Annotated in this window: 25 protein-coding genes and 1 tRNA gene; 19 read left to right on the top strand and 7 right to left on the bottom strand. The window is 49.3% G+C overall.

The window, feature by feature from the left end; translation table 11 throughout:
• The first annotated feature begins 112 nt into the window (after positions 1-112).
• Positions 113-2,605: an outer membrane protein assembly factor BamB family protein gene (locus B5D63_RS00750; protein ID WP_078666879.1), complete on the top strand. Its 2,493-nt coding sequence runs from the start codon at positions 113-115 to the stop codon at positions 2,603-2,605.
• A 103-nt stretch (positions 2,606-2,708) separates the two neighbouring features.
• Here the strand turns inward: B5D63_RS00750 and yiaA are convergent, their stop codons facing one another.
• From yiaA to B5D63_RS00765, 3 genes are all read right to left on the bottom strand, one after another.
• Positions 2,709-3,116: an inner membrane protein YiaA gene (gene yiaA, locus B5D63_RS00755; RefSeq protein ID WP_078666880.1), complete on the bottom strand. Its 408-nt coding sequence runs from the start codon at positions 3,114-3,116 to the stop codon at positions 2,709-2,711.
• 173 nt (positions 3,117-3,289) lie between these two features.
• Positions 3,290-3,361: transfer RNA gene (locus B5D63_RS00760), tRNA-Met, on the bottom strand.
• 237 nt (positions 3,362-3,598) lie between these two features.
• Complete coding sequence (locus tag B5D63_RS00765) at positions 3,599-4,366, bottom strand: NIPSNAP family protein (protein WP_078666881.1); 768 nt, start codon at positions 4,364-4,366, stop codon at positions 3,599-3,601.
• 109 nt (positions 4,367-4,475) lie between these two features.
• Between B5D63_RS00765 and B5D63_RS00770 the strand changes: the two genes are divergently transcribed.
• The gene (locus B5D63_RS00770; RefSeq protein ID WP_078666882.1) at positions 4,476-5,591 is read left to right on the top strand and encodes a suppressor of fused domain protein; all 1,116 of its coding nucleotides are present in this window, start codon (positions 4,476-4,478) and stop codon (positions 5,589-5,591) included.
• Here B5D63_RS00770 and B5D63_RS00775 read toward each other — a convergent pair.
• Positions 5,588-7,492: a hypothetical protein gene (locus B5D63_RS00775; RefSeq protein ID WP_078666883.1), complete on the bottom strand. Its 1,905-nt coding sequence runs from the start codon at positions 7,490-7,492 to the stop codon at positions 5,588-5,590. The two genes, B5D63_RS00770 and B5D63_RS00775, sit on opposite strands and share 4 nt — an antisense overlap.
• A gap of 164 nt (positions 7,493-7,656) precedes the next feature.
• Here B5D63_RS00775 and B5D63_RS00780 point away from each other — a divergent pair, with 164 nt between their 5' ends.
• From B5D63_RS00780 to B5D63_RS00830, 11 genes are all read left to right on the top strand, one after another.
• Complete coding sequence (locus B5D63_RS00780) at positions 7,657-8,157, top strand: RNA polymerase sigma factor (protein ID WP_078666884.1); 501 nt, start codon at positions 7,657-7,659, stop codon at positions 8,155-8,157.
• Entirely contained in the window at positions 8,147-8,761 is a 615-nt protein-coding gene (locus B5D63_RS00785; RefSeq protein ID WP_078666885.1) for a hypothetical protein, read from the top strand. Before B5D63_RS00780 ends, B5D63_RS00785 begins: the two co-directional genes overlap by 11 nt.
• A gap of 263 nt (positions 8,762-9,024) precedes the next feature.
• A complete protein-coding gene (locus tag B5D63_RS00790) occupies positions 9,025-9,615 on the top strand; it encodes a hypothetical protein (RefSeq protein ID WP_143312714.1) in 591 nt (196 codons plus the stop codon).
• Between the two features lie 212 nt (positions 9,616-9,827).
• Positions 9,828-12,536, top strand: coding sequence for a COG1470 family protein (locus B5D63_RS00795; RefSeq protein ID WP_143312715.1), 2,709 nt, complete (start codon positions 9,828-9,830; stop codon positions 12,534-12,536).
• A gap of 287 nt (positions 12,537-12,823) precedes the next feature.
• Positions 12,824-13,501, top strand: coding sequence for a Crp/Fnr family transcriptional regulator (locus B5D63_RS00800; protein WP_159455845.1), 678 nt, complete (start codon positions 12,824-12,826; stop codon positions 13,499-13,501).
• A gap of 27 nt (positions 13,502-13,528) precedes the next feature.
• The gene (locus tag B5D63_RS00805) at positions 13,529-14,446 is read left to right on the top strand and encodes a hypothetical protein (protein ID WP_078666889.1); all 918 of its coding nucleotides are present in this window, start codon (positions 13,529-13,531) and stop codon (positions 14,444-14,446) included.
• Positions 14,447-14,572: 126 nt separating this feature from the next.
• A complete protein-coding gene (locus B5D63_RS00810) occupies positions 14,573-15,418 on the top strand; it encodes a TraB/GumN family protein (protein ID WP_078666890.1) in 846 nt (281 codons plus the stop codon).
• 27 nt (positions 15,419-15,445) lie between these two features.
• Positions 15,446-16,006 carry a hypothetical protein gene (locus B5D63_RS00815; protein ID WP_143312716.1) on the top strand — a complete coding sequence of 187 codons (561 nt, stop codon included), beginning with the start codon at positions 15,446-15,448 and terminating at the stop codon, positions 16,004-16,006.
• 93 nt (positions 16,007-16,099) lie between these two features.
• Positions 16,100-18,280: an outer membrane beta-barrel family protein gene (locus tag B5D63_RS00820; protein ID WP_078666892.1), complete on the top strand. Its 2,181-nt coding sequence runs from the start codon at positions 16,100-16,102 to the stop codon at positions 18,278-18,280.
• Positions 18,281-18,319: 39 nt separating this feature from the next.
• Positions 18,320-19,054, top strand: coding sequence for a hypothetical protein (locus tag B5D63_RS00825; RefSeq protein ID WP_078666893.1), 735 nt, complete (start codon positions 18,320-18,322; stop codon positions 19,052-19,054).
• Positions 19,051-19,890 carry an SUMF1/EgtB/PvdO family nonheme iron enzyme gene (locus B5D63_RS00830; protein WP_078666894.1) on the top strand — a complete coding sequence of 280 codons (840 nt, stop codon included), beginning with the start codon at positions 19,051-19,053 and terminating at the stop codon, positions 19,888-19,890. Before B5D63_RS00825 ends, B5D63_RS00830 begins: the two co-directional genes overlap by 4 nt.
• Positions 19,891-20,102: 212 nt before the next feature.
• On the opposite strand, the gene B5D63_RS00835 is transcribed toward B5D63_RS00830, so the two are convergent.
• Positions 20,103-20,474: a winged helix-turn-helix transcriptional regulator gene (locus B5D63_RS00835; RefSeq protein ID WP_078666895.1), complete on the bottom strand. Its 372-nt coding sequence runs from the start codon at positions 20,472-20,474 to the stop codon at positions 20,103-20,105.
• A gap of 328 nt (positions 20,475-20,802) precedes the next feature.
• Here B5D63_RS00835 and B5D63_RS35675 point away from each other — a divergent pair, with 328 nt between their 5' ends.
• From B5D63_RS35675 to B5D63_RS00850, 3 genes are all read left to right on the top strand, one after another.
• A complete protein-coding gene (locus tag B5D63_RS35675) occupies positions 20,803-21,000 on the top strand; it encodes a helix-turn-helix domain-containing protein (RefSeq protein ID WP_143312717.1) in 198 nt (65 codons plus the stop codon).
• Positions 21,001-21,062: 62 nt separating this feature from the next.
• Complete coding sequence (locus B5D63_RS00845) at positions 21,063-21,260, top strand: chryseobasin-related MNIO class RiPP peptide (RefSeq protein ID WP_078666897.1); 198 nt, start codon at positions 21,063-21,065, stop codon at positions 21,258-21,260.
• 14 nt (positions 21,261-21,274) lie between these two features.
• The gene (locus tag B5D63_RS00850; RefSeq protein ID WP_235021434.1) at positions 21,275-22,417 is read left to right on the top strand and encodes a multinuclear nonheme iron-dependent oxidase; all 1,143 of its coding nucleotides are present in this window, start codon (positions 21,275-21,277) and stop codon (positions 22,415-22,417) included.
• Positions 22,418-22,420: 3 nt separating this feature from the next.
• Here the strand turns inward: B5D63_RS00850 and B5D63_RS00855 are convergent, their stop codons facing one another.
• Positions 22,421-22,747 carry a hypothetical protein gene (locus B5D63_RS00855; RefSeq protein ID WP_143312718.1) on the bottom strand — a complete coding sequence of 109 codons (327 nt, stop codon included), beginning with the start codon at positions 22,745-22,747 and terminating at the stop codon, positions 22,421-22,423.
• 76 nt (positions 22,748-22,823) lie between these two features.
• On the opposite strand from B5D63_RS00855, the gene B5D63_RS34520 reads away from it, so the two are divergent.
• Positions 22,824-23,000, top strand: a complete 177-nt coding sequence (locus B5D63_RS34520) for an HAD family hydrolase (protein ID WP_143312719.1) — start codon at positions 22,824-22,826, stop codon at positions 22,998-23,000.
• Positions 22,990-23,136, top strand: a complete 147-nt coding sequence (locus B5D63_RS34885) for an HAD family hydrolase (protein ID WP_159455846.1) — start codon at positions 22,990-22,992, stop codon at positions 23,134-23,136. Before B5D63_RS34520 ends, B5D63_RS34885 begins: the two co-directional genes overlap by 11 nt.
• Positions 23,137-23,140: 4 nt before the next feature.
• Here the strand turns inward: B5D63_RS34885 and B5D63_RS00860 are convergent, their stop codons facing one another.
• A complete protein-coding gene (locus tag B5D63_RS00860) occupies positions 23,141-23,863 on the bottom strand; it encodes a Crp/Fnr family transcriptional regulator (RefSeq protein WP_078666899.1) in 723 nt (240 codons plus the stop codon).
• Between the two features lie 48 nt (positions 23,864-23,911).
• On the opposite strand from B5D63_RS00860, the gene B5D63_RS00865 reads away from it, so the two are divergent.
• On the top strand, positions 23,912-24,592 hold the full coding sequence (locus tag B5D63_RS00865; RefSeq protein ID WP_235021491.1) for a Crp/Fnr family transcriptional regulator: 681 nt from the start codon (positions 23,912-23,914) through the stop codon (positions 24,590-24,592).

Consider the following 24,592-nt stretch of genomic DNA (forward strand, 5'->3'; position numbering starts at 1 on the left):
ATTACAGATAGCGAATTTTGCGGAAACGCCTGTCAGTCCTTATTGTTTCATATTGACAGGTATCCGCGGTTCGCCATCTGTAGTTCGTATTTTTTTTATATAAACATTGACAATGAAAAAGATTTTGTTTGCTTTCCTGTCCTGTTGCACCCTGCACACCGCCGTGGCGCAAAGTTTTTCAGGCACCGTATTCCTCGATGGCGACGCCAACGGCAAACAGGATGCTGCCGAAACCGGTCTCCCCGGTGTAAAGGTATCTGACGGCCTCTCTGTAACCGTTACTGACAAAGCCGGCCGGTTCCGGCTGCCGGGACATGCACGTGCCCGTTTTGTTTTTATCACTACGCCCGCCGGCTATAGGACTACGAAAGAATTTTATATCCATACAGACAGCAGCCGTACAACCTATGACTTTGGACTGCAGGCCAGCGGTAAAGCGGTAGGGGAGAAAGCCAGGTTTGTAAGACTGGCAGATACGGAAACCACGCAGTTCAACAGCTGGATGACGGAAGCCAAAGAATATGCCCGCAATGAAAACGCCGACTTCATGATCCATACCGGTGATATCTGCTACGAGAAAGGCATGGCCTTTCACGCACAGCATGTCAATACCCGCACGATGGGGCTGCCGGTTTACTATTGCATCGGCAATCACGACCTTGTAAAGGGCCCTTATGGGGAGGCGTTGTACGAATCCCTCTTTGGACCGGTATTTTATTCCTTTGAAGCGGGTCCAGCCCATTTTATTGTAACTCCCATGCGTTATGGCGATTATCAGCCTTCCTATACGCTGGAAGACGTGGTGAAGTGGCTGAAGAATGATCTGGCGAAGGCCGATCCGGCCAAACCGGTGATCGTGTTTAACCACGACCTGCTCACATACGACACCCTGTTCGCCGTGCGTGCCGGTAATGACAGCATCAACCTGAACGAGCACAACCTGAAAGCCTGGATCTATGGTCACTGGCATATTAATTTTGCACGTACCCATGGCAACACCGGTATCCGGTCGCTCTGTGCGGCGCCGCCACCCGATGGCGGCATCGATAACTCCGCCTCCAACTTCGATGTGGTGGATATCGATAAAAATGGTATTTCGTTGGTGCAACGCCGTTATACCTATGTGGAAAACCTGCTCACGCTGGTATCACCGACGGTCAACGGTACCGCTTTTGACCAGGATAAGATGATGGTGAGCGTGAATGCCTATCATACTGCTTCACCGGTGAAAGCCGTACATTTCCGTATGTTCGACAAAAAAGGCAACCTGGTGAAGGAACTGCCGCTGCAGCAGCGGACTGACTGGAACTGGGGCGCCGCCGCTGCGGTGCCGGTTGCCGGTAAAAACGACGTATATACGGCTACGGTAGAGGCCACCCTTGGCACCGGCCGTACCCTTTTTACCCGCGATACCTTCCGGCTGGCGAAGACAGCATCGCCGGCAGTTAAAAGCGCCGAATGGCCGGAAGTGCTGCAAAACGCGCAACGCACAGGTGCTGCCCACCTTGCCGGTACAGGAACACTGTCCCTGAAATGGACAGCCAACATAGGTGGTAATATCTGGAAGTCATCTCCCATCTGTGCCGAAGGCAAAATATTTGTGGGCACCATCGACGACGAAGGTAATCATCATCATTACATCACCGCGCTGGATGCGGCTACCGGCCGTTTGCTGTGGCGGTTCACTGCCGGCAACTCCATCAAACACAGCATGAGTTACAGTGAAGGCATCATTCTGGCCACCGATGCAGAAGGGGTAACCTACGCGCTGGAAACAGCCACCGGTAAGGTACGCTGGAAACACCAGGGCCATCAGCAGTCGCTGCCCGGGTATAATTCCGGCGGCGTGGCGGAGAAAGGAGTTTATTACACCGGTGCCGGCCACAACCTGCAGGCGCTGGACATCCGCACCGGCGGCGTGAAATGGACGAACCGCGACTGGACCGGCGGCGAAGGAACGCCTGCGGCCATGGCGCTGCGTAACGGCCAGCTGATCACCGGTTCCAACTGGAGCCACCTCTATGCCCACGACGCAGCTACCGGCCGCGTACAATGGAAACGCAACGATGAAGGCATCCGCTTCCGCAGCGGTACGCCTGCTTTCTTCGACGATAAGTTATACGTGCACGGGATCAACAAACTGCATGTGCTGGAACCCGCTACCGGCAAAACGATCGACAGTATCCCGGTGACCGCCGAGCTGAAAACCATGACGGCGCCACTAGTGACAGCTCAATACATCATCACCTGCACCGCCTCCGGGGGAATGATCGCTTTCGATAAACACACCAAAGCGCAGGTATGGCAGTTTGTGCCGGGAGAAGCGCTGTTCTATACCGCTCCCTATACTTCCCCGTCTTCCGCCACGATAGAATCCACACCGCTGCTGGCCGGCAACCACCTGCTGGTAGGGGCTTCCGACGGATTTGTGTACGTGGTGGACCTTGCTTCAGGGAAGATGCTGCGCCGTATTGCAGTTGGAGCGCCGGTATTTGCCGATATGGCTGTTTACAACGGAATGTTGTATGTGGCAGATTTTTCAGGTAATGTGAACGCCTATATCACGCAAAGCGCGCAAAGTACCACCAAGCCCGCAGAGGAATAATTTTAGGATTAATAAGAAAACAAAGGAGCGGAGATCAAATTTGATCTCCGCTCCTTTGTTTTCTTATTAATCTTAAAAAATCTTTGCGCTCTTTGCTCTCTTACTAGCTTTGCGAGAGCTGATCTTTCGCCGCCTGGCTGTCACGGGTATTTTTCTGTACAGCGATAGCCCCGAAAATACTCAACAGGAAAGCGAATGCGTAGAATCCTTTTTCGCTGGGCAGGAGGGTAGCATTCCACAAGCCGATGATCAACAGTACGATGGCGATCAGCATGGACACCCAGCTGATGCCGTAGTACATATCCGTTACAGGGATATTCTCCAGCCTGTCGCGTACACATTTCTGTACGGATACCGCTGCGAACAACGCGTACATCAGGATGGTGAAATAATAACCTTTTTCATTCAGTTGCATAGTGGCGTTCCACAGTCCGATAAGGTATCCCACAACCCCGGCCAGTAGTCCTACCCAGGATGTGGCGATAAATGCCATTGATGGTTTTTGCTTCATGGATTAATTGTTGTTAATAAAAAGGATGAACGTTTGTGGTGATAAGGATATCTCCGTTGATATATTTTACAATATAATAATACTATTTATTTCTGATACCGGAAGGTATGTTGAGGAGAAAGACACTGGGTTACCAAAATAAAAATCCCGGGCGTTACCCGGGATTTCTTTTGTAGCGAGGAGCGGATTCGAACCACTGACCTTCGGGTTATGAGCCCGACGAGCTACCTCTGCTCTACCTCGCAATGAGGTTGCAAATGTAGGCAATAAAATCAAACTACAAAATTTAACACAAAGTTTTTTTGTTGTTAACAGCCAGGAAATGTGCGCATCCTCCTGAAGAGAGCGAAGTGATGGTCGCTGGTATTGCTTACTGGTAAAGCGTTTGCGTATTATGTGCTGTTAGTGGTTGTGCTGCAATAAGTTGTCTGAAAAAAAACTTTTATTTTTTTCAGACAACAAAAGATGACCGGTAAAAAGCTTTATATATCAGAATAATGGGTTGGATACAAAAAGGTGATTTCTGATTTGGACACGTTGTGTGCATACTCAGGCATCACTGACAATTTCTTCCAGCCGGGGTCTGCAGAAAAGGATTTCCAGTGTGCGTCGCGATCCGCCTTATTGTTGAACGTGGTCATATACATCAGGTTGGGCATGCGGCTGCCGGAGAGCACGGAACCATAAAACACCGCGTTGAAGCCCAGTTGCCGAAAAATATTGATTTCCCCTCCTTCGTTAAACATCTTCACTTTATTGACATGATATTGTTCGGTAGGACTTTCATAGCTGCGCAATTCGTATACCCGTTCGGTTTTGGGTGATGACAGCGCAGGCACCGTTATTACCGGCGCGTCGGGGAATGCCTGCAGCAGTATGGATTCCAGCCGGCCGTAAGGGATGTCGTTCCAGGCGGCGTCCAGGTAAGGACGGCCGGATTCCCGGAAAACTTTGTCGGCTGCCAGCTTCTTATCCAGCTGTAATAACTGGTCCATATTCCGGAAAGGCACCAGCACGTAGATACGTATATCGGCGGTATCTGTGGTGACCGGCTTAAAAACACCCACGGTGCTGATACCGGCGCGATGCATCGCCGGAAGGTAGGCTGCTTGCAGGAAACTGTCTACCCGCGCTTCCTGGGCGGCCGTTTTCAGGTGATAGATTTTAATCTGATAGAGTTGCCTTTCTTTGGCCATCAGCTGGATGCAGCCCAGCAGGAGGGCCGCCAGCAGGAACGTGGAAGTTTTCATGTACGACGGTTTATGTTCAGCAAAATAATCGATTTCGGTCTGGATTACTAGTCACAGCCATGAATACATTATTTTTGGAGAATTCTGTATTACTATAAAAATTGATATTATGGCAGATCCGGTTATGCTGATAGAAGAAACGAACAGCCGCAATACGATGTATGCGGTGGTGGAACAGGACGACAGAGTAGCTTATTTTTACCTGTACCCTTCAGAACTGCTGGCCAACAAATATTCCCCGCGTCCATGCTGGTTACGTAACCTGCAGCCGGCGCCGGCGGACAAGGATGTGCAGGCGATGGAAGAGGGTATGGCGCCCATGCTGGAAGCCCGTTATTGTAATCATCCGGAAGGCAAGGCCCCGTTGGACCCCGAACTGATCCGCATCGTATGGATGGAAGAAGGCGACGGCGCCGCTGTGGTCTACGATGGAGAGCTGATGGCGGTTATCCCCGGTTGGACGCTGTACACACAGGAACGTACCGTAGGATATGCGGCGGACTGCACCGGTGGGGAAGACGACAGCCTTATGTTCCCGCTGGGAACACCGGCCACCAACCAGCTGCATAAAAAAGTAATGGGCGCCATGGCGTTTTGGGACGACTGGTCCGATGAAACCAGCCAGACATGGAGTGTCCTGCAACAACAATATCTCGATGCCTATGAGGCGCAATTGGGGCCGGTAGAAAAATATTACGCTATTGATGGTGGTCAGTGGCCGCCTGTAGGCATGGCCCGTTTTGAGAAAGACGACGTGGTGTATTTCCTGACGCTGGGGGTGAGCATCCGTCCCATGCCTTGGGTGGACATGCTGTACAATGATAAGGCTGCCGGTTTCCGCCGTATGGAACTCGGCATCGCCATCAGTAAAAAGGACTTCGACGAAAAAGCGATGATGAACCTGGCAGGGATGGTCTCCGGTCTGGCCGACAGGCCATGGAAACAAATCACCTGGCTGGGAGAGGGACATACCATCAGCTTCAACGAGCTGCCGGCCCCTTACGAAAGCCTGGTGCTGTCTGCCGCGTTGTATAACGGTCCTTCTTTCCAGATGCCGCTGATTTACAATGATCCGGTGAACCTCTACTGGGCGTCGCCGGTAACCAAAGCGGAACGGCTGTTTGCGCACGAACAACCTAACGGCGGCTACGTGCTGCTGGAAAAAATGATCAACAACGGTATCAATCACATTATACAATCCCGGGAGGAGGTAGTGGCCGGTTAACGGCCACTATCCGCTCCGGCGAAAATGCCGGGCGAAAATGTTTTCAACGCCGCCGCTGCGGCAGGTTTCAGTAAAATATAACGTTGATCCCCATACGAATCTTCTCCGTTTGCCAGCTGGTAAAGGCGGAAGGGAACACCCTGTTTGCCCAGCGCTTCATTGATAACGGAGCATGCGTCCGCATTTTCCATCGTCTCCGGAACTGCTAAAAGTACCTGGCGGGTACGCAGCTGCCGCAACGCATCCTGTGTACGGGGTAAGAGGCCTGGCAGTGCCGCTGCGCTGCTGAAGCAGGCAGGGGAAAAAGATAATGCGTCCTGGTAGAAGACAGGGTTATGTTCCCGGATAGAGGCCTGTAACAGTGCGGTGTCTTGCTGGAGGAATATACCCTGGCTCCTGCAAAGCGTTACAAGCGAATCGATCTGTACTTTCGTTAGCCTGCTGGCAGTGTCAAAATACTGATAGGGATATACGGCATAGTCGTAATCGCCGGGGCTGCCGTTGTAACAGCCTTCTATGCGGCCAAACAGGTAAGGCGACTGCAGCAGTCCCGCCTGCTGTCGGGTGAGCAATGCGAGGTAGACGGTGTCGGGCTGCAATGGCTCGTAGCGGGTAAAGCGGTTGGGCGTGATAAAATAAAAGCGCCGCGGGTCGTGCCGGTCTTCCAGGTAGTGGTTCAGGAATTGAAAGTTCTCCGGGCGTATCCACGATTCGAATTCTTTTTCGTCGATAGTTTCCCGGTACAGGCGGCCGTTGAGCCGCAGGGTGGCGGACAATATTTTGGCCGACCGGCTGAGGGCCAGCTGCTCCTGGTAAGGATACAATCCATCGGCGTCAGGCGTGGCTTTTTGCACCCGTATATCCGTTGCCGTTAAGGGAAACAGCTGCCGGGATATTTTATCGGTCACCCGCTGATATAGTACCCGGATGGCGGCTACCGGTATCTGGCCATAAGTATGCTGCGGTACCAGGTCGTACGGCAGGATGTCGGTGGCGGTATAGAGCGGCACGGCGGTTTTGCAGGCGGAGAGGATATCATCGGAAGACAGCAGGGTGCAGGGTTTGTAGCGGGTGATGATCTGCTGTTTTTCGGTGCCATCGATCAGTCCGGACTGTTGCAGAGTGTCCAGCCGCAGCAGCTGTTGTTGTTTAAGATAGGGATACTTATCCAGATAGGTGATGTATCTTCCCAGCTCCTGCAGGGCATTTGTATGACTGACAGACCCGTAGATATTTTTCCCGTTGTGATAATAGGCGTTGATCACCGAATCTGTTTCCGGGAGGAAACCTGCCTGTCGGAAAAGATCGACCCAACGGAGGTAAGGAGCATAGACAGCTACCCTTTCCTGTTGAGCTTCTGGTGTATCTGTCTGATCGCTGACCGCCAGTTCAAGGGTGCTATCTGTAAGGTAGGGCGCCATTGCAGGGCCGAACCAGCTTAGCAGACGGTTGGTAAGTGTATCGCTGCTGTCGTAATTAAACCGGTAGTAGTCGGCGGAATGGAGCAGAAAGTTGAAAAGGTCATGCCGGGAGGGAAACTGTCCGGAAAGAAAACGGGCTTCGGCGAATTCATTGTCATGCCCCGACCAGGGATACTGCCGGATGGCGGCAAGGGAGTCCAGTATGGCCGGCGGTATATGGGTTTGGCCGGGAAGGATGTCCAGAAAGTCGGCTTCTGCCACAAAAACGGCCTGCTTCGGTACCTGCATTTTATCGAGTCCCTGATACAGTCGGAGAGGCAGGCCTTGGGCAAACCGGACCAGTTCTTCCTGTCCCGCAGGAGTTAAAACCTCCAGTTGTCGCAGTTTACGGGCCATATCGTCGACGGTAGAAAATGGTAACTGCTGGGCGTTGGCGGTGATGCGGCTAACAAATAACAAAACAAACAGTAGGTATCTCATGCTTACAATGGTAAAATACTGACCGAAGATAATGTTTTAATCAGGAGGGACATAACATATGAATAATTCTTTGAAAATGAATTTCTTTAAATTTATTTTGAAAATGGTGTAACGAAACGGCCGGTCCGGATACTAATCAGGGAAATGTACTAAAGCAATCCATCTTGAAAAACAGGGAACAGGAATTTCTGGCACATATAGCAACAAACAAGGGGATCATTCACAAGATCTGTAAGATGTATATGGATACTGCTGATGATCAACAAGACCTGTTTCAGGAAATTGTGTATCAGTTGTGGAAGTCCTATGGGTCCTTTCAGGAGCAGAGCCGTTTTTCCACCTGGATGTACCGCGTGGCGCTGAATACGGCCATCGTGTTCTTTAAAAAGGAGCGGCGGCAGTTGCAGACTTCGGATGTGATGCCGGAGCACCTGGCGGAGGAGGAGCGGTCTTCCGAGAAGGAGCTGCAGCTGTATCATTTTTACAAGGCGGTACAGCAGCTGGAGAGGGTGGAGAAGGCGATAATGTTTTATCATCTCGAAAACTATTCTCATCGTGAGATTGCGGATAACCTGGGTATTTCAGAGGGTAATGCGCGGGTAAAGCTCAACCGGGCCAAAACAAAATTAAAAGAACTGATAAAACAACAAGGTTATGAATTTTGACGATATACAATCATTGTGGAATAAAGACGACGGTGGAAAAGGGGTGGTGGTGCCTGATAACCTGGAGAAGATAAGGGCGGCGCATCACCCGGTGGATAAAATCCGGAAGACCATGAGGCATGAAGCGCTGACGCAACTGATAGCTGTTATTCTGGCGGGCTTCTGGGGACGATATATGGAATCAGCGATCATGTCAGTGATTTACTATTGCCTGTATGGCGTGATGCTGGCCACCTGCGTGTATTATTCCTATCGTTTTTACCGGTTCTACCGGCGGTTGGGAACCTCCGTATTATCTGCCAAAGAGCATCTGTATGAAGTGTATTATGATATTGAACTGCATATCGAAATGTATCGTTCATGGACTTATGCGCTGATGATGCTGGGATTGGGTTTGGCTACCACCTATATATTAACGAAACCGGGATTTATGCAGGCTGTAGGCACCGCTGTCAGCGCCTGGACGGTATTTAAGATAGTGTCTGTTTTTGTAGTGGTGATCGGCTGGTGTGTGGTGGCTACAGAGTTATGGATAAGGATGTGCTATGGCAAGTATCTGAAGGAGATAAAAAAGATAAAGGATGAGTTGAAAGATGTACAGTAGACAATCGGTTGCGATATTGTTTTCCCGTTAATCGTCGGTTAACGGGAATTTTTTTTTGGTGGCTGTATGGTATACTGGTAGCGGTTTTTGGAGGTGTGTGAATGGATGAGATGCAGCGATGTTAAAAGAATTTTAAAATGATGATGGTGGTCATCACTACGAAATTTAAATAGCTCTAATATTGTGTCATAAACCTTGATAAAAGAATGCGCATTTCATCATTCAGGTTGCTGTTTTCTCAAAACTTTTAAACCCAAAAAAAAATGAAAAAGCTATTATTGTCTGCAGCTTTTGCAATCGCTGCTTTAGCAGGTTACGCGCAATCAGGATCTGCTCCTGTTTCTCCCAACAATTCATACCCCACCCCGGGCCCTGGTCTCTCTGATTGTGCAACAGTGCTCGTTTGCCTCGAACTGAAAAATATCATTGAAATTTGCCCTCCAATTGACGTGATGTGTGCAAAATTCGACTGCAAGGAAGATTATAACTGCGGTGAAGAACTTGAAGATTTCTATGGTCACAAAACCAGCAATTTCACTGTTAGCTCCAACAGGAACTTTAACGTTACCATCAAATCTTCTTCTCCTAATTTCCTGTATGTAGGTAGCGGCGTTGGCAACACTATCATGCCCAGCACAGTACTGAAATACAATCTGCACAGCAACGGCACCGGTGGTACCAATGCCACTCCGATGACCTGGAATCCGCTGACAGTAGCTGCTGCTCCGCTGATCAACTGTGGTACACATGGCTGCAACAGACCTTTCTCCCTGAAATTCAAAGCTGATCCGGGATGGGATTTTGCTGCAGGTAGCTACGGTATTGGTGTAATTCTGACTGCAACACAGTTATAATACCTGAGATTGGACGCTCAAGTAAGCCTTTTCAACGGAGAAGGCTTACTTGCTCCCAAGCCCGCTGCCGGATATTTGTTGGATGTATGTATGTTGGATGTTACCTCAGATAATCGGATGTTACCTCAGTAAGTTGGATGTGCCCCGAAAGATATTATGTTGGATGTACCCCTTTTACCCCTGTCAGCCAGATGAAACTATCGTTACCCCCCATGTTGTGCATTTTATGGCATCTCTGTTGTAATGCTTACAGTCCGTGTGTTTTCGGGCAGGGAGTTGCCGGTTTTGTTGTAACGTTGAAAGATTCGCTGGCTGCCGATAAAGATAGCCGCTTCCTGTATAATCATATCCGGATTACCAATAAGTACCATCAGGCACAGTCCTTTCAGTTATCGGTGACGGTCCCGGAAGGCTGGCGGTTGATGTCTCCTGCCAAACCTTTTTCCAAAGCGCTGGAGCCAGATCAGTCGGAGGTCGTGCCTGTAGTACTGATGCGGCAGCAGAATGCGCCGGCATCGTGGAAACCGGTACAGGTGCAGATAGATGCAAAGGCTTACCGGTTTTTCGTAAAAGCGGAACCCATTAATGAGTTTTCTGTTACCCCTATTACCAGTGTTATCCAGTTAAGAGGCCAGGAGAAAGACTTTAAGGTTACGCTCCGGGTGAAGAACACCGGTACCGTCCCCGGGGCTTACCTGGCCAATATCAGGAACCGCAATCTTGATATTAACAGTACCGAAAAATTTTGGTTAAAGCCTGGCAAGGATACCGTGTACTCTTTTTCTTACCATTTGAAGGAAAAGGCGCTGAGCATGCTGAAGACGGAGAAGTTGCAGATCAATGTGGAAGATACGGCAGGCGTAGGATATATGCACTACGCCACGCTGGAGAGAGTGCAGCATGAAAGAACAGAAAAAGCGTCTCCCTATATTACTTTTCCGCTCTGGCTTGAGACAGGCGTCATGATATGGGGAAAGCAGGTTAGTTACTATGGTGGTATGCACGGTGAGATCCCCATGGGTGACAACAAGCTTTCCTTTTTTTATCGCACCAAACAATACGGCCTTGGTAACAATCTCGAACGAAACGTATTGGGCTTCAATTACCGGACAAAAAACTGGGACCTTTACCTCGGACATATGAGCGATATCAAATATTTCTATTCTTATGGCAACGGTGGCAAATTTACCTATCGGCCCAAGGCCAATATGGAATTCTCCATCAGCGCCACCAAACATAGTAATGTGCTGACGTCGTTTACCAACGACAACATTACGATGACAGCCAAATACCCGGTCGGAAAGATGGTCATGCTGCAAGGGATTGCCGGAGATGTGGACCACCTGCAGCGGCGGCAGTCTTATCTTTTCAATAACGAATTACAGTTGTTCAACACACCAAAGCTGCTGCTGTCTGTCAGTGCCGGCGCCGGTATGGATTTCTTCGCGGCGAAGGTGCCGGGCTTTCCCGACAAACCGGGGGCGGCGCTGGGCTATAACTTCGCCTGGCACGCTAAAAGAATCGATTTCTCCAGTCTGGTCCAGTATTACAGTGACTATTTTCCTGGCCTGAACAAAGGGCTGATGTATCACTTTCACGATTTCAGCTGGAAATTCGGCAACAACGCACTGGGGGCTTTTTACCAATACAACCGTTCCGGTGTAAACACCCTCCGGGACACGGTCTACAGCTCCGATGCATTTAAGTTCAACATCGCTAAGTATGGCCTGAAGTACAGCCATGGCTTCACGAATGGCTCCTTCTCCCTCAGCGGCGGCCTGTTGCGGCAGAGTATAGCATTGGGTGGCACCATGCCTGACTATATTTTCGGCGAGATGTATGTGAGACAACAGGCAGGCAAAAAATTCAGTTTCTACCTGAATTCCATTAGCGGATATAACGGTTCCTACGGGACAGACAAAAAAGCTGTCCTCCTGACCAATACAAACATGTCGCTTGCTTACAGGTTCTTTGGCCTGAAAGGTAATTACATGCAACAACCGGTGTTTGACCAGACGTCCGAAAAGAATTTTCTGCGGTATATACAAACGATGCTGGCGGGCCCATATATGACATTTACATTGTGGAAAAAGGTGAGAACAAATGTCTATTATAATTTCTCCAAATCATTGTATGATGACAGGGTATATCACCAGGTGGGCGGTAGCGTGATGTACAGCAATTCCCGGAAGGGGATCGATTTGAGCGCCTCTGCGATGGTGCCCCTGGAGAGTGGCAGCCTTACGCCCAATGGACTGAGCGAAAAGTACGTGAGCATATCAATGACTAAAAAGTTTAATGTGCCGTTGATTTTCAGAAAAAAATACTTCACCCTGAACCTTTTACCATTTTTTGATGTTAATGCTAACGGAACCAAGGAAGCCGGAGAACAGCTTATCCCTAATCTGCAGATCAATATCAACAGTATTCCCTTTATCTCAGATGAAAGAGGCGCTATCTCCTACCGCAACGTCACCCCAGGAAATTACAAATTGGATTTTGGTAGCGCTAACAACGTACGCGGCGTAGTTCCCGCTTCCGGCTTGTTCCAGACCGTTCCAGTGAACAAAGACCGTACTGTTTTCATCCCCTTTAAACGGAGCCGGGTGATTACAGGGAGGATCGTGATCAGCTCGGATTCTCTGGCCAAGAGTAATTTCCCTCGCAGCAACATAAAAGTAATCGCAACAGACAGTACAGGCATGCTGTATAGCACCCTGACGGACGACATGGGTAGTTATTTTCTGAACGTACCGGCCGGTAAATATGCCGTATCGCTGAATCCCGAGGCGTTCAATGATAAAATAAGACCCAGGGTGATGTCCTGTTCGGTAGACGTAGGTCTCCGCCTGGAAGGCACGGCCGATTTTGAGATCGTCGACAAGAGCAGGATAGTGAGAATGTTTAAGACACGCAAATAAAGTTAAACCCCAAATACCATGATTATGAAAAAGCTGAGATTAATTTGTTTAAGTATACACCCGATTTAGGTATACACCCCAGGTCTTGATAGCTCTATCCTGATGATAACCCCGAAAGAAAACACCATCTCTTTCAAGAAAATTTAACCATATCCTTTTACCCGACCGTTTCTCCAAAAACGAGTTAGTATGTTATGTCATTGTCATGTCCTAATTAAATCAGAAAGATGAAAAAGGTAATGTTCATTGAAGAGGAAGCTGATTGTAAACATTCATTAACCCCGGTTATGCATGCTTTTAACCCTGTTACTACTATAGACGAGCTGCTGAAAGCGCAGATCGACGATGGCAACGTAAGCAGTATTAAAAAGAAACGTATTATTTATGCAGAAGGGAAGACGGCAGCCTCCATTTTTTATATCCTCAAAGGCAAAGTGAAAACCAGTAAATGGAATGAAGAGGGAAAGGAACTCATCACCGGCCTCTATCACGAAGGTGATTTTATCGGGTTCAATGCGCTGCTGGACGGCGGCAGGTACCGTGAAACCGCCGAAGTCATTGAAGATGCCGAACTGGTTATTGTTTCCCGCACCGACCTGGAACTTCATTTCGAATACAACAGCGGTTTTCTGCGTAAATTCCTGGACATCCTTGCCGGCAACATCGCCGAAAAGCAGGAGCAGATGCTCCGCATGGCTTACAGCCCCCTGCGCAAGAAAGTAGCAGAAGCGCTGCTGGTCACCTGCAAAAAATACAATCCGTCCAACCAGGGAGAGTTCAGTATGAACATCAGCCGCTGTAACCTGGCCGCACTGGCCGGCGTGGCGAAGGAATCCCTGATCAGGACGCTCAGCGATCTGCGTGATGAAAATATCATCAGCATCAGGGATGGGAAAATTATTATCACAGATATCAGAAAACTGGAACACCTGATTTATTGCTCAGACGGAAAACCTAATATCTAACCTGTCATCATCAAATCCTACCGTGCTATGAAACAGTTGATGCTATTATTATTCCTGTTGTTCAGCGTCTTATTTATAAAAGCCCAGGATACTACCGGTAAAAAAAACGGGTATATGCCGCCGGCTGTTGATACCAGTAAAATACGAATGCCTGCCGGTATGCCGTCCGTGCTGGGAGGCCCGGTCAAAGCCGCCGCCGATACGGTTAAAAGAGGGCTGACGATAAAGCCGTCTACGATCGACTTTAAACTGAACAGCGGACAAACGGGCACCGCTCACGTGTATATCGTTAACCACCTTAACAAGAAAAAACAGTTTACGCTGTATCTCTCCGATTGGGTGAGGGATTCGCTGGGCGCACATGTTTATACGGCGCCCGGATCTGTGGAACGCTCCTGCGCCCGGTGGGTAAAACTGGACAGGTCATTTGTGGAGATAGACACGGGACAGACCGTAGATATACCGATCAAAATGCAGATTCCCGATTCGGCCGGCGCTACCGGCGAAATGAAATGGACCATGCTCTTTCTCGAAACCACGGAGGAACAGGTCGTAGAATCTGCCAGCGGGCTGAAGACCAATGTGAACAATAAAGTGAGGGTAGGAGTACATCTTTACCAGACGCCTCCGTCCCTGACTTATAAAGATGTAAAAATACTCTCCTTCGACCACGCCGATACCAGCGCCCGGATATGTCACATCGTGTGCCAGAATACCGGGACGGTGCAACTGGAATGCACCAGCTATCTGGAACTGTCCAACATCGCCACAGGCGATAAAACAAAGATCGATGTACCCATATTCCCCCTGTTCCCGGAACAGAGACGAGTGGTGGAATTCGTAATACCTGATAATATACCCAAAGGAAAATACTCACTCATAGGAGTGATCGACGCAGGAACAGACGTACCTATGGAAGCTGCACAGGAAATGATAGATATCTGAACTGTATCCACTTAGAATCTGATCCGGCACTATTCTTAGTGCCGGAAATTTTTTTAAATTTTTTTTGAGAAAACTGTAACGAAAGTTTATCTGCAGCAACTAATACTGTAAATAAACTTTTGAAAAATGAAACAGTTGCTCTCCTTCGCCATTATTATTGTATGTTCCCTTACTGCCGCCAAAGCTGCCACCCAGCCGCCGGCAGAGAAGTCCGTGTTGTGGAAAATCACCGGCAACGGGCTCAGTCAGCCCTCTTACCTGTTTGGTACCTTCCATCAGCTTTGTAAAGATGATGTTATCATCATGGAAAAAGTAAAGCAGGCATTCGCCGGCGCCGGCCAGCTGGTGATAGAAGCAAATATTTTTGATGCCGCTGAACTGCAGATCGCCCAACAGTCGGTCATGTCCGACATTCCTCAAAGCCAGCGGCTTACCAAAGAAAGATATGCGTTCATTGATTCCCTGCTACGTGTAAAAATGGGCGTGTCCATGAAACGGTTTGACAGCATAAGGCTGAGCGCGCTGGTAGGGGTGTTTGCCAGGTTGGGATTTACCTGCGCTCAGCCGGTCAGCCAGGAAGCGTTGTTTTATCAGCAGGCGCAACAAAGACAGCTGAAGTTTGCCGTGCTGGAATCCATGCAGGAGCAGGTAGACTATATGAACAAGGGATTTTCCGACGAATATTGTTTCAAATACCTCAAAACTATTGATACGCTGCAACGTACCACCGCCCGCATGGTGAACGCATACAAAGCGGAAGATATAGAAATGCTGCAGCTGGAAATGAACGACGCTGAAATGAGCTATTGGCTGCTGGACCAGCGGAATGCCAATTGGGCCAACAGAATGCCGGCTATGATGAAGGACACCAGCTGCTTCTTCGCGGTAGGATCGGGGCATCTGGCCGGTAAGTCAGGCATTATCACCCTGCTCCGCGCTAAAGGCTATACCGTTACACCCGTTATTAACTGATTTTATATACCAGAAAAAATACTACATATGCATCTTCCATTAACTACCGCCGCTGCCTGTCAACCATTAAACAAGATCCGTAAAAACATGAGAGAAGAAGGCGGCCTTCAGGTTATCGGCTTGTGTTTCCTGTCTATGTTGCCCCGCATCTTTACACTCAGCCCGATGGCAACCATTGGCTACTACAGCCTCTATGCGGTGCTGGTGGCCATCTGTGGATACTACCTGTATAAATTCTATCGGTTCTATCAGCAGCTGTCTACCGCTGACTTGTCTACCAGGGAACATCTATACAGCACCTATTATGAAATCAAGGTCCACATCGAGATGTACAGGTCCTATACCTACATCATACTGGTGATGATGCTCGGATTCGCCACCCTGTACGGCCTGATAGATGCTCCCTTTCTCCTGAAACGCATCGAAGAAAAACTGCGGATAAATGCAGTCCTTGGAATAGCGGCATTTTTTGTAACGGTAGTAACCTTGTTGGCCGTAGCCACCGAATGTACACTGGAATCTTATTACGGTAAATACCTGAAAGAAATACGGCGGCAAATAACCGACCTTACAACTGATGAGAAATGATGGTTAACAGCCGGGAGTTACTCCCGGCCTTTTTTATAAGCGGTTATTAAAATCCATATCCCTGCTGTATTTTGTGCGCTTTGACTGTATTGTATGCATAAATTTATCTTGTTGGTGCTGGCCAGTTTACCCGCCTGCGTAACTGCGCAAAAGAAAGACTCAACCATTAAAGAACTGAAAGAAATAACTATCGTATCTAAAAAGAAGCCGGTAGAATTCAAAGAAGGCAAAGTGATCTACAATGTAAGCAACAGCGTTAATGCCATGGGAAGCAACGCACTGGAACTGTTGAAACGATCGCCCGGCGTGATGGTAGATCCCGCCAACAGCATTTCCCTGAACGGGAAATCGGGCGTAACGGTGTATATCGACGGCAAGCCCAGCTACATGCAGGGCGACGCGCTGGCAGCATTACTCAAATCATTACAGTCCGCCAACATCCATAGCATAGAAATGCTTCCCAATCCGTCCGGTAAATACGATGCAGCCGGCAGTGGCGGTATTATCAATATCCGCCTGAAGAAAAACACCGCCTCCGGGCTTAACGGGGATGTCGCCGCTGGTATACATTTCGGGCAAACACCAAAAACGGAAGGAGCGCTGAACCTCAACTACCGCACCGGCAAATTCAACCTGTACGGTAACTACAACCACTACTTCGGGTATCACAATATGGAATATGATTTTTACCGGGTACAGGAAGGAGAGATCATCGATAACCGTACGAAAGATGTGGACATGCGCAACCCGGTTAACTTTAAACTGGGAGCAGATTATAACATCAGCCGCCGCCATACTGTCGGGGTAATGATGAACGCCAATCTGTACTTCGGCCCCGGGATGACCAATACCACCACTTATCTGTCGGATGCAGCCACCGGGCAACTGACCTCCATGCTGAAGGCTACCAATGACTATTATTCCCAAAAACAGAACTGGAAAAATTATAATGTCAACTATCAGTACAAAGATACCTCCGGCCGCCTGTTTACCACCGACCTTGATTACGGTTATTACCGGGCCCGTATCAAAAATATCCTGTATAACCATTTTCTGAAAGCAGACAGTGTCACCGCAACAGATCAATACACACTGCGTACTTTTAACAACAGTGATATCAATATCTATGGTATTAAGGCCGATTATGAACAGCCGGTGTCCCGCGGTAAAATTTATGCAGGCGTTAAGGCCAATGCCGTGGTGAGTGACAACCGGGTGCAGATTTTTGATGTGAGAGACAAAACGGATTACCTGAACGAACGCCGGAGCAATACTTTCCGCTACGATGAAAAGGTGTATGCTGCTTATGCCATGGCTGATCAGTTGTGGGGAAAATGGAAGCTGCAGGCAGGGCTTCGGGTGGAGCAGACAGCAGCGGATGGCGTGCTGCACGCTAAAAGCCAGGCTACGGCTAAAGATACCACGCAGCAGGTGAACAACCGTTACCTCGACTTTTTTCCATCCATGCAGCTATCTTTTCATCCGTCGGAGCTGCATCACTTCTCCCTGCAGTACAACCGGAAAATCGATCGCCCTACCTATACAGATCTGAACCCGTTCGCTTACCAGCTGGATGAACTCTCCTCCTGGCAGGGGAACGCTTTTCTGCGGCCACAGTATTCCAACAGTGTTACTGTGGGTTATAACGCTACCGGTATTCTGTCAGCCTCTTTAACGTATACTCGTCGCCGTGATATGTTCGTGTCGGTATCGGACAGCATTGATGGAAACAAAATGGTGATGACGCCGAAGAACGTGGGCTCACAGCATTTACTGGCGCTCAGCCTGTCCTCCAACGTGTCGCCGTTGCCGTGGTGGAGCATTTCAGCTAATATGAACGCATTTTACAAGCAAAACCTGCTCACCTTCGATGAGCGCAGGCGGGCAAACCTCAGCATCAATACCGTACAACTAAATGTGCAACAGGTATTCGATCTTGATAAAAAGACGCAGGCGGAAGTCAGTGGTAACTACCAGTCGCCCGATATCTACGGTGGCTTCCAGCGAAGTAAACATAACTGGCAGGTGAACGTCGGTCTGCAGCGGAAAGTCCTGAAGGGCCAGGGCACCGTGCGCATCGGTATCAACGACTTCTTTCAGACGGCACGCTGGTACGGCGTCCGCGACTTCGACGGCCTGTACTATCGTAACAAGGGATATGACGATTCACGTCAGTTAAGGCTAGGCTTCAGTTACCGGTTTGGAAACGTGAAGCTGGCAAAAGTCAGGGAACGCAGCTCCGGTCTGGAAAGTGAATCCCGAAGAGTTAAATAATGTAGAGATGTATTATTTTAGCAGTCTAAACACGAATACATGAAATATCTGATGTTTGTAACCGCCATTTTAGGATGTTTACACCTCTCTGCCCAGGAACAAGGGGCGGAATGGAGAGCCCCCAGCAATTCTAGCAAGGCCTATGGAACTTACAGGAACAAGTTAACGGTACCGCCCTATGGCCTGGCCAGGGTAACAGCGCTGATCGGAAAGATCCCTTATGCAGAAGATGACAGTTCCCCTATGAGCAACAAAGATTATATGTCCCTTTCTCTTCGGGAGAAGTTTACCTACCATATGATCCACATGGAAATCAACGCTCAGAACTGTGATGTACGTCCACCTATCCAGGACGAAGACAAAAAAATATTCGGCATGATGGCGGACGGTTTTAGCGAAAGCGTGTGGAGCGACCGGCAGGTCAAGTTTATGATCAGCAACCGCGATTCCGTGATGGCGCTGATCAAAGAGTCTACCGACCGCAGCAAAAGAATGGGCGCCAACTACAAAATGGCCATCGTGGAAATCAATGGCAGGGAGCTGATCCCTTATATCATAGAGGTGTACAACAGGGACAAGAAAGACCGCGACCTGCTGACGTTATTGATGCTGCTGATGAAGAACAATGAATATAGACCCTTCATGGAGTCTCAGTCGTTCCGTAAGTTGTATGGAGCGGATGCCAACTACCAGTCGTATATCGACTACAACAAGGCCAACGAAGACCTGATTATCAAAAGAGCCACCGATTATTATAATACCGTCCGTAAATGAGCGGCTTTTTAACATATTGTCTGCAACGATTTACCCCGGTCCTGCTGTTGCTGGCCGGGGTAAATGCTGTTAATGGCCAGTCGCAGCGCTTCGTGCATGTGGCGGCCGGCGACTATTCCCTCGGCAGAAAGGGGTATATCAACAATCCGCTGCGGACGGTTCACACCAACGGTTTCGACATTGCTGCCACTGAACTGACCAACGCCGACTTTGAGAAATTTGTGCAGGCCACCGGTTATGTTACCGATGCAGAGCGGCGGAAAAACGCGCTGGTATTCATTCCCGGCCTGCGTGAGTTTCGCTGGCTGGAAGATAGCACCGCTTTCTGGCGCTATCCCAACGGCATCACCCGGGGTGGCATTGCAGATAAGATGGACCATCCTGTAACAACCATCAGTTACCGCGACGCCATTGCCTACTGCGACTGGGCGGGCGTAAGGTTACCCACCCTTGACGAATGGGAGATAGCTTCCCGTGCTGGTGCGCCTACCACCTATTTCTGGGGAAATGAAATGACGCCGCTTTCCAGCTATGCCAACGTATGGAAGGGCCGCGACCACCTTCAGGCCGATAGCACTGATGGTTATATGTACACTTCTCCCGTGGCCAGTTTTAAACCCAATCCCTGGGGAATGTATGATGTATATGGCAACGTCTTCGAATACTGCGAAGGCCGCCTGCCGACAGACAAAGCCGGCAGCAGGGTAGTGCACGCCCGCGGTGGTTCCTGGTGGTGCAGTAAAAACGCCTGCAGCTTTTTTAATTCTGTGGACATAGGTAGTGTTAAACGCGGAGCGTCGTTTAGTAATCTGGGGTTCAGGGTGGTGAAGAAGTAGTTTAATTTCCACAAACGGTAACCCCCACTTTCCATTTTCGTTGATACCTTCCCCACATCAACAAATATGTTTGGATGTGAGCACACAGACGGCTTCCGCGAAGTTGTATGCCGATGAGTGGATAGACTACATGCACCTGGTGAAACTCAATGGGAGTGGAAGATTGTCAATGTGTTGTGGCAGTTCAATCATCAGGAAGAACATGGCTAAGCTCACGATTCTTCACAGGGAGCGGCGTTGGGTTGTGGCAGGCTGTCGCAGTGATGGTGCAGGTAGGCATTGCCCCATTCGTTCATGGCCACGATAACAGGCCACAGGGATTCACCCCAGCTGGTGAGGTAGTATTCCACCCGTAGCGGTACTTCCGCATATACTTTTTTATAAACGATATGACAGGCTTCCAGTTCCTTCAACTGCTGGCTGAGCACCCGAAGAGAAGCACCGGGGATATTGCGGCAAAGTTCGCTGGGACGCCGTATGCCCAGATGGATGCAGTCCAGTATGCAGGCTTTCCATTTGCCGCCGAGGGCTTTGATGGTCGTGGCAACGCCATAATCCAGTTCGGGTAACTTTTTGACATACATAAGGCACGGTTACATTTGGTGCTTCAAATATATCCATTTCGGCCGGCGCGGCCTATAATGATAAATTTATCCTTATGGGCGCAGATCAGTAGCTGCCTGCTGCTATGATACAGCACTAAATAATACACGATAATTTGGGGCTTGTTAATTAACGCCTCCTTCCTTTATCTTTACGTGCAAATCATTATCCATACCTGTCAGTTACCAAGTTCGGGAAATATAGAGAAACTTTATTTTATTAAAGAACTCATAGATAAAGAACCGGAAACGGACCATTCTCTCCGTAAGCTGAGCCGCCAGGCGGGATTAAACGTTTTTAAACTAAAAAATGGTTTTAAGCGTGTGTTTGGGGATACCGTATTCGGCTACATCCATCAACTTCAGATGGAAAAGGCGCGGAAACTATTGCAGGGAAGGAGAACAGGTCAGCACAGTAGCCTATCTGCTGGAATATACCAGCCCCAATAATTTTAGTACAGCCTTCCGCAAAAGGTTCGGCGTGTCTCCCGGAAAATTCAAAGGGTAACATTTTGTCCTGGTATTCCGTTTAACGATTAAATCTTTTTCATTCATTCAAAAGCCCAAATAATGAATCTGTCAAAATCACTGTTGGGAGCCATCCTGGCGGGTATTACGCTCCAAACCGCGCCCTCCTGTAATGAACCCAAAGCTCCTGCCACCCGGGAAGAGAAAAAAGAAACAAAAGGCGACACCGTTCCGGCAAAACAAGACACGTCAAAGCCACAGCTGGCAGGCGACGGCTGCCCCGCTTGCGGAATGGGTTAAGTAAAACGTGAATAGTGCCGGAATTAATTTCAACAGTAGCCTGTAATCTTGACAACAACATCCTGGCCGCCTGCCTTCCTTTGATGGAGGCGGCCAGGGTTGAAGCCATCGAATGGTCCTTCGATGCGCTGTATGCCGTGGAGAACGTGCCTGCCTGGTTTGAAGAGCTGTTGACCGCCTTCAGCCAAGAAAACAGGTTGATCGGTCATGGTGTCTTTTTCTCTCTTTTTTCCGGGAGATGGTTGCCGGAGCAACAACAATGGCTGGACCATCTGAAGACCGTCAGCCGTCATTACCGCTTCGATCATGTGACTGAACATTTTGGTTTTATGACCGGCAAAGATTTTCACCACGGCGCACCATTGAATATTCCTTATACGCCGGTGACGCTCAATATCGGGCGCGATCGGCTGAAGCGTATGCAGGATGCCTGCGAATGCCCGGTAGGATTGGAGAATCTGGCTTTTTCCTATTCACTGGAAGAAGTAAAAAAACATGGCGATTTCCTCAACGAGTTACTGGAACCGGTCAATGGATTTATCATCCTCGACCTGCATAATCTCTACTGCCAGGCCCATAATTTTGATCTTTCTTTCGATGCGCTGAAAGCATTGTATCCTCTGCACCGTGTCCGGGAAATACATATTTCCGGTGGCAGCTGGCACGAGTCGGAAGCCGCGCCAGGAAAGACTGTCCGCCGCGACACTCACGATGATGCAGTACCTGAGGTCGTCTTTAATTATCTCGATAAAGCGATAGACCTGTGTCCCTCGCTTAAATATGTGGTATTGGAACAGTTGGGGACCGGACTGGCCACGGAAGAAAGCCGGTCAGCCTTCGGCAACGATTTCCTCCGCATGGACCAGCTTCTTAAGAACAAAAACACAAACACCGCCCCGCTGAACACTTTCCTGCCGCAAGCGCTGCGGATACCGGCTCAAGCCCGGGAAGACGAAACGCTGTACCGGCAGCAGCTGGAACTGTCGCAGATCCTTGAAACAGCGGCTTCTTTCGAAGCCACCATGAAAGCGCTGCAAGCGTCTTCCCTGGCGCATTCCGCCTGGCAGATCGAAAACTGGGACCCTGCTATGATTGAGACCGCGGCGAAGATTGCACAGAAGTGGAAGCGGCAAACGCCGGACCGCCGAATTACCTGAAGACTAGCGTTGTACCCTCACTACAGGAACTTGTTGATATAACTTCTTCTCTTCTCCCTGCTCCAGGGAAACCAGTTTCCCGTCCTGGAAATGCAGGATGTTATTGATCTCGAACCAGTAATCTTTGTAGATGGTTTCCTTGTAGTAAAAGTCTTCATACAGTACATCCCCGATTTGTTCGAAGCTTTTTTTGAAAGGCTTCCCAAAGCGGGCAATAACGGCTTGTTTACTAATTCCCGGTTTTACGTCTGCGGAAGTGAATCGACTGTTGTAAGTGGTGGCGCAGCTACTTATCATGAAGGCTGTCATTAGCATAAGCATGATTTTCATAACACTGGTATTGGGTGATACTGAATGTAAGAAATAACCGTACCACAATTATCTTTATGGTACGAACAACAGCTATATGAGTACAAACAAGATAAAATGCGTCATATTCGATTGTGATGGCGTCCTGGTGGACAGTGAAATTATCGGTATCCACGTGTTACCGGACCTGGCGGCGCAATACGGCGTGACGATGGATGAACAGGAGGCGGTACGTGTGATGAGCGGCAGGAACCTGCGCCGTGGTGGAAGATAGCCTCGCTGGCATACAGGCGGCTAAGGCCGGCGGTTTCCGGGCATTGGGATATGCCAGTGAACACAGTGCTGCTTATCTGCAGGAGGCAGGTGCGGAGATATTTTACTCAATGAAGGAGTTACCCCGTTTCCTGTAAGTGGCTACGACGGTAACGGCTCACCGCAGCCGGAAATATCCACCAGTTTTTTTACGTCGGTGATACAGATTTTTTTACCGGAGATGGTCAGTACACCGGCTTGTTTGAAGGCGGATAAAAAGCGCGTCACATTTTCTACGCCGGTGCCTACCATATTGGCCAGGTCGGTGCGGGGCACCTGGATAAGGATGTCTTCACCCGCCGGTGTTTCATCTTTAAACTTTTCCCGTAAAACGATCAGGGTGATGGCCAGCCGCTCCTGTACGGAACGATGGGTGAAAGCGGAGATACTGTTGGTCAGTACGGTAAATTCATGACTCAGCGTTTTAAGCAACCGTCGTGCGAGGCTGGCGGAGCGGGCCAGCAGCTGCAGGAAATCATCTTTAGGGATAAAAGCGATGGTGCTTTCTTCCAGCGTGGCGGCGCTGTCGGGGTATTTGCCTCCCGCCAGGATGGCATGATAACCTACCAGTTCACCGGTGTTGGCCACATAGATGATCTGTTCTTTCCCCGCTTTATCCGTCCGGTATTTTTTTACCTTTCCTTTTTGAATATAGTAGATGCCGAAGGCGGGCGCAGCTTCCCGGAAAATCACTTCTCCCTTGTTATAACGCTGGGTGGTCATCAGTGAGGTGAGGGCAGCACGTTCCTCTTCCGGCAGGTTGCTTAACACGGACCGGGAGCGGAAATTCCACTTATCGATGGGAAAAAGGCCTGATAAACTCATAGCAGGACAAAGGTAAATTTTAATTTTAAAATGCTAGTTTTGACCGCAATGAAAGGCGCCTTCCCGATACATCAGTGGGATTTCAGCAATGAGTCTGTGTTGGTGGACCTCCCGCAGGAGGTGTACGACCGGCTTACGGCCCATAAGACCGAGCGGGTGTACGCTCCGCATGAAATCCTCTTCCGCGAAGGGGCTTTCCCTTCCGGGATATTTTATATTGTCAAAGGCAAAGTAAAAAAGTACAAGGCAAACAGGGAAGGGAGGGAACAGATCGTGAACCTGGCCCATACCGGGCAACTGGTAGGTTATCATGCGGTGCTCTCTGAAGAACGTTACCCCGACACCGCGGCAGCCCTCGAAAAGAGCACCATCGCTTTTATCCCTAAAGAAGATTTTCTCGCCGCACTGGACCAGTCGCCGTTGCTGACCAACCGGCTGCTGACAACGCTCAGTCATGAGTTTGCCGTACTGGTGAATAACCTGACCATGTTCGCCCAGAAAACAGTAAGAGAGCGGTTGGCGCTGCAGCTATTGATTATCAGGGAGAAGTTCAGGGACGATGTCATCAGTTTGAACCGGGAAGACCTCGCCAACCTGGTAGGAACGGCCCGTGAAAATGTGATCCGCGTGCTGACAGCTTTCAGGGAAGAAGGGCTGGTGGAAACACGGGGCCGCAAAATCATTATCCGCGATGTGGATAAACTGATGGCGATAGCCAGTTACCCTTGA

It is taken from the genome of Chitinophaga eiseniae, from assembly GCF_900167135.1.
In the GTDB taxonomy this organism is placed as follows: domain Bacteria; phylum Bacteroidota; class Bacteroidia; order Chitinophagales; family Chitinophagaceae; genus Chitinophaga; species Chitinophaga eiseniae.

Coding starts and splice junctions, on each gene's coding strand:
- B5D63_RS00750 (WP_078666879.1), top strand. CDS start 113: ATGAAAAAGATTTTGTTTGCTTTCCTGTCCTGTTGCACCCTGCACACC.
- yiaA (WP_078666880.1), bottom strand. CDS start 3,116: ATGAAGCAAAAACCATCAATGGCATTTATCGCCACATCCTGGGTAGGA.
- B5D63_RS00765 (WP_078666881.1), bottom strand. CDS start 4,366: ATGAAAACTTCCACGTTCCTGCTGGCGGCCCTCCTGCTGGGCTGCATC.
- B5D63_RS00770 (WP_078666882.1), top strand. CDS start 4,476: ATGGCAGATCCGGTTATGCTGATAGAAGAAACGAACAGCCGCAATACG.
- B5D63_RS00775 (WP_078666883.1), bottom strand. CDS start 7,492: ATGAGATACCTACTGTTTGTTTTGTTATTTGTTAGCCGCATCACCGCC.
- B5D63_RS00785 (WP_078666885.1), top strand. CDS start 8,147: ATGAATTTTGACGATATACAATCATTGTGGAATAAAGACGACGGTGGA.
- B5D63_RS00790 (WP_143312714.1), top strand. CDS start 9,025: ATGAAAAAGCTATTATTGTCTGCAGCTTTTGCAATCGCTGCTTTAGCA.
- B5D63_RS00795 (WP_143312715.1), top strand. CDS start 9,828: ATGTTGTGCATTTTATGGCATCTCTGTTGTAATGCTTACAGTCCGTGT.
- B5D63_RS00800 (WP_159455845.1), top strand. CDS start 12,824: ATGCATGCTTTTAACCCTGTTACTACTATAGACGAGCTGCTGAAAGCG.
- B5D63_RS00805 (WP_078666889.1), top strand. CDS start 13,529: ATGAAACAGTTGATGCTATTATTATTCCTGTTGTTCAGCGTCTTATTT.
- B5D63_RS00810 (WP_078666890.1), top strand. CDS start 14,573: ATGAAACAGTTGCTCTCCTTCGCCATTATTATTGTATGTTCCCTTACT.
- B5D63_RS00815 (WP_143312716.1), top strand. CDS start 15,446: ATGCATCTTCCATTAACTACCGCCGCTGCCTGTCAACCATTAAACAAG.
- B5D63_RS00820 (WP_078666892.1), top strand. CDS start 16,100: ATGCATAAATTTATCTTGTTGGTGCTGGCCAGTTTACCCGCCTGCGTA.
- B5D63_RS00825 (WP_078666893.1), top strand. CDS start 18,320: ATGAAATATCTGATGTTTGTAACCGCCATTTTAGGATGTTTACACCTC.
- B5D63_RS00830 (WP_078666894.1), top strand. CDS start 19,051: ATGAGCGGCTTTTTAACATATTGTCTGCAACGATTTACCCCGGTCCTG.
- B5D63_RS00835 (WP_078666895.1), bottom strand. CDS start 20,474: ATGTATGTCAAAAAGTTACCCGAACTGGATTATGGCGTTGCCACGACC.
- B5D63_RS35675 (WP_143312717.1), top strand. CDS start 20,803: ATGGTTTTAAGCGTGTGTTTGGGGATACCGTATTCGGCTACATCCATC.
- B5D63_RS00845 (WP_078666897.1), top strand. CDS start 21,063: ATGAATCTGTCAAAATCACTGTTGGGAGCCATCCTGGCGGGTATTACG.
- B5D63_RS00855 (WP_143312718.1), bottom strand. CDS start 22,747: ATGAAAATCATGCTTATGCTAATGACAGCCTTCATGATAAGTAGCTGC.
- B5D63_RS34520 (WP_143312719.1), top strand. CDS start 22,824: ATGAGTACAAACAAGATAAAATGCGTCATATTCGATTGTGATGGCGTC.
- B5D63_RS00860 (WP_078666899.1), bottom strand. CDS start 23,863: ATGAGTTTATCAGGCCTTTTTCCCATCGATAAGTGGAATTTCCGCTCC.
- B5D63_RS00865 (WP_235021491.1), top strand. CDS start 23,912: ATGAAAGGCGCCTTCCCGATACATCAGTGGGATTTCAGCAATGAGTCT.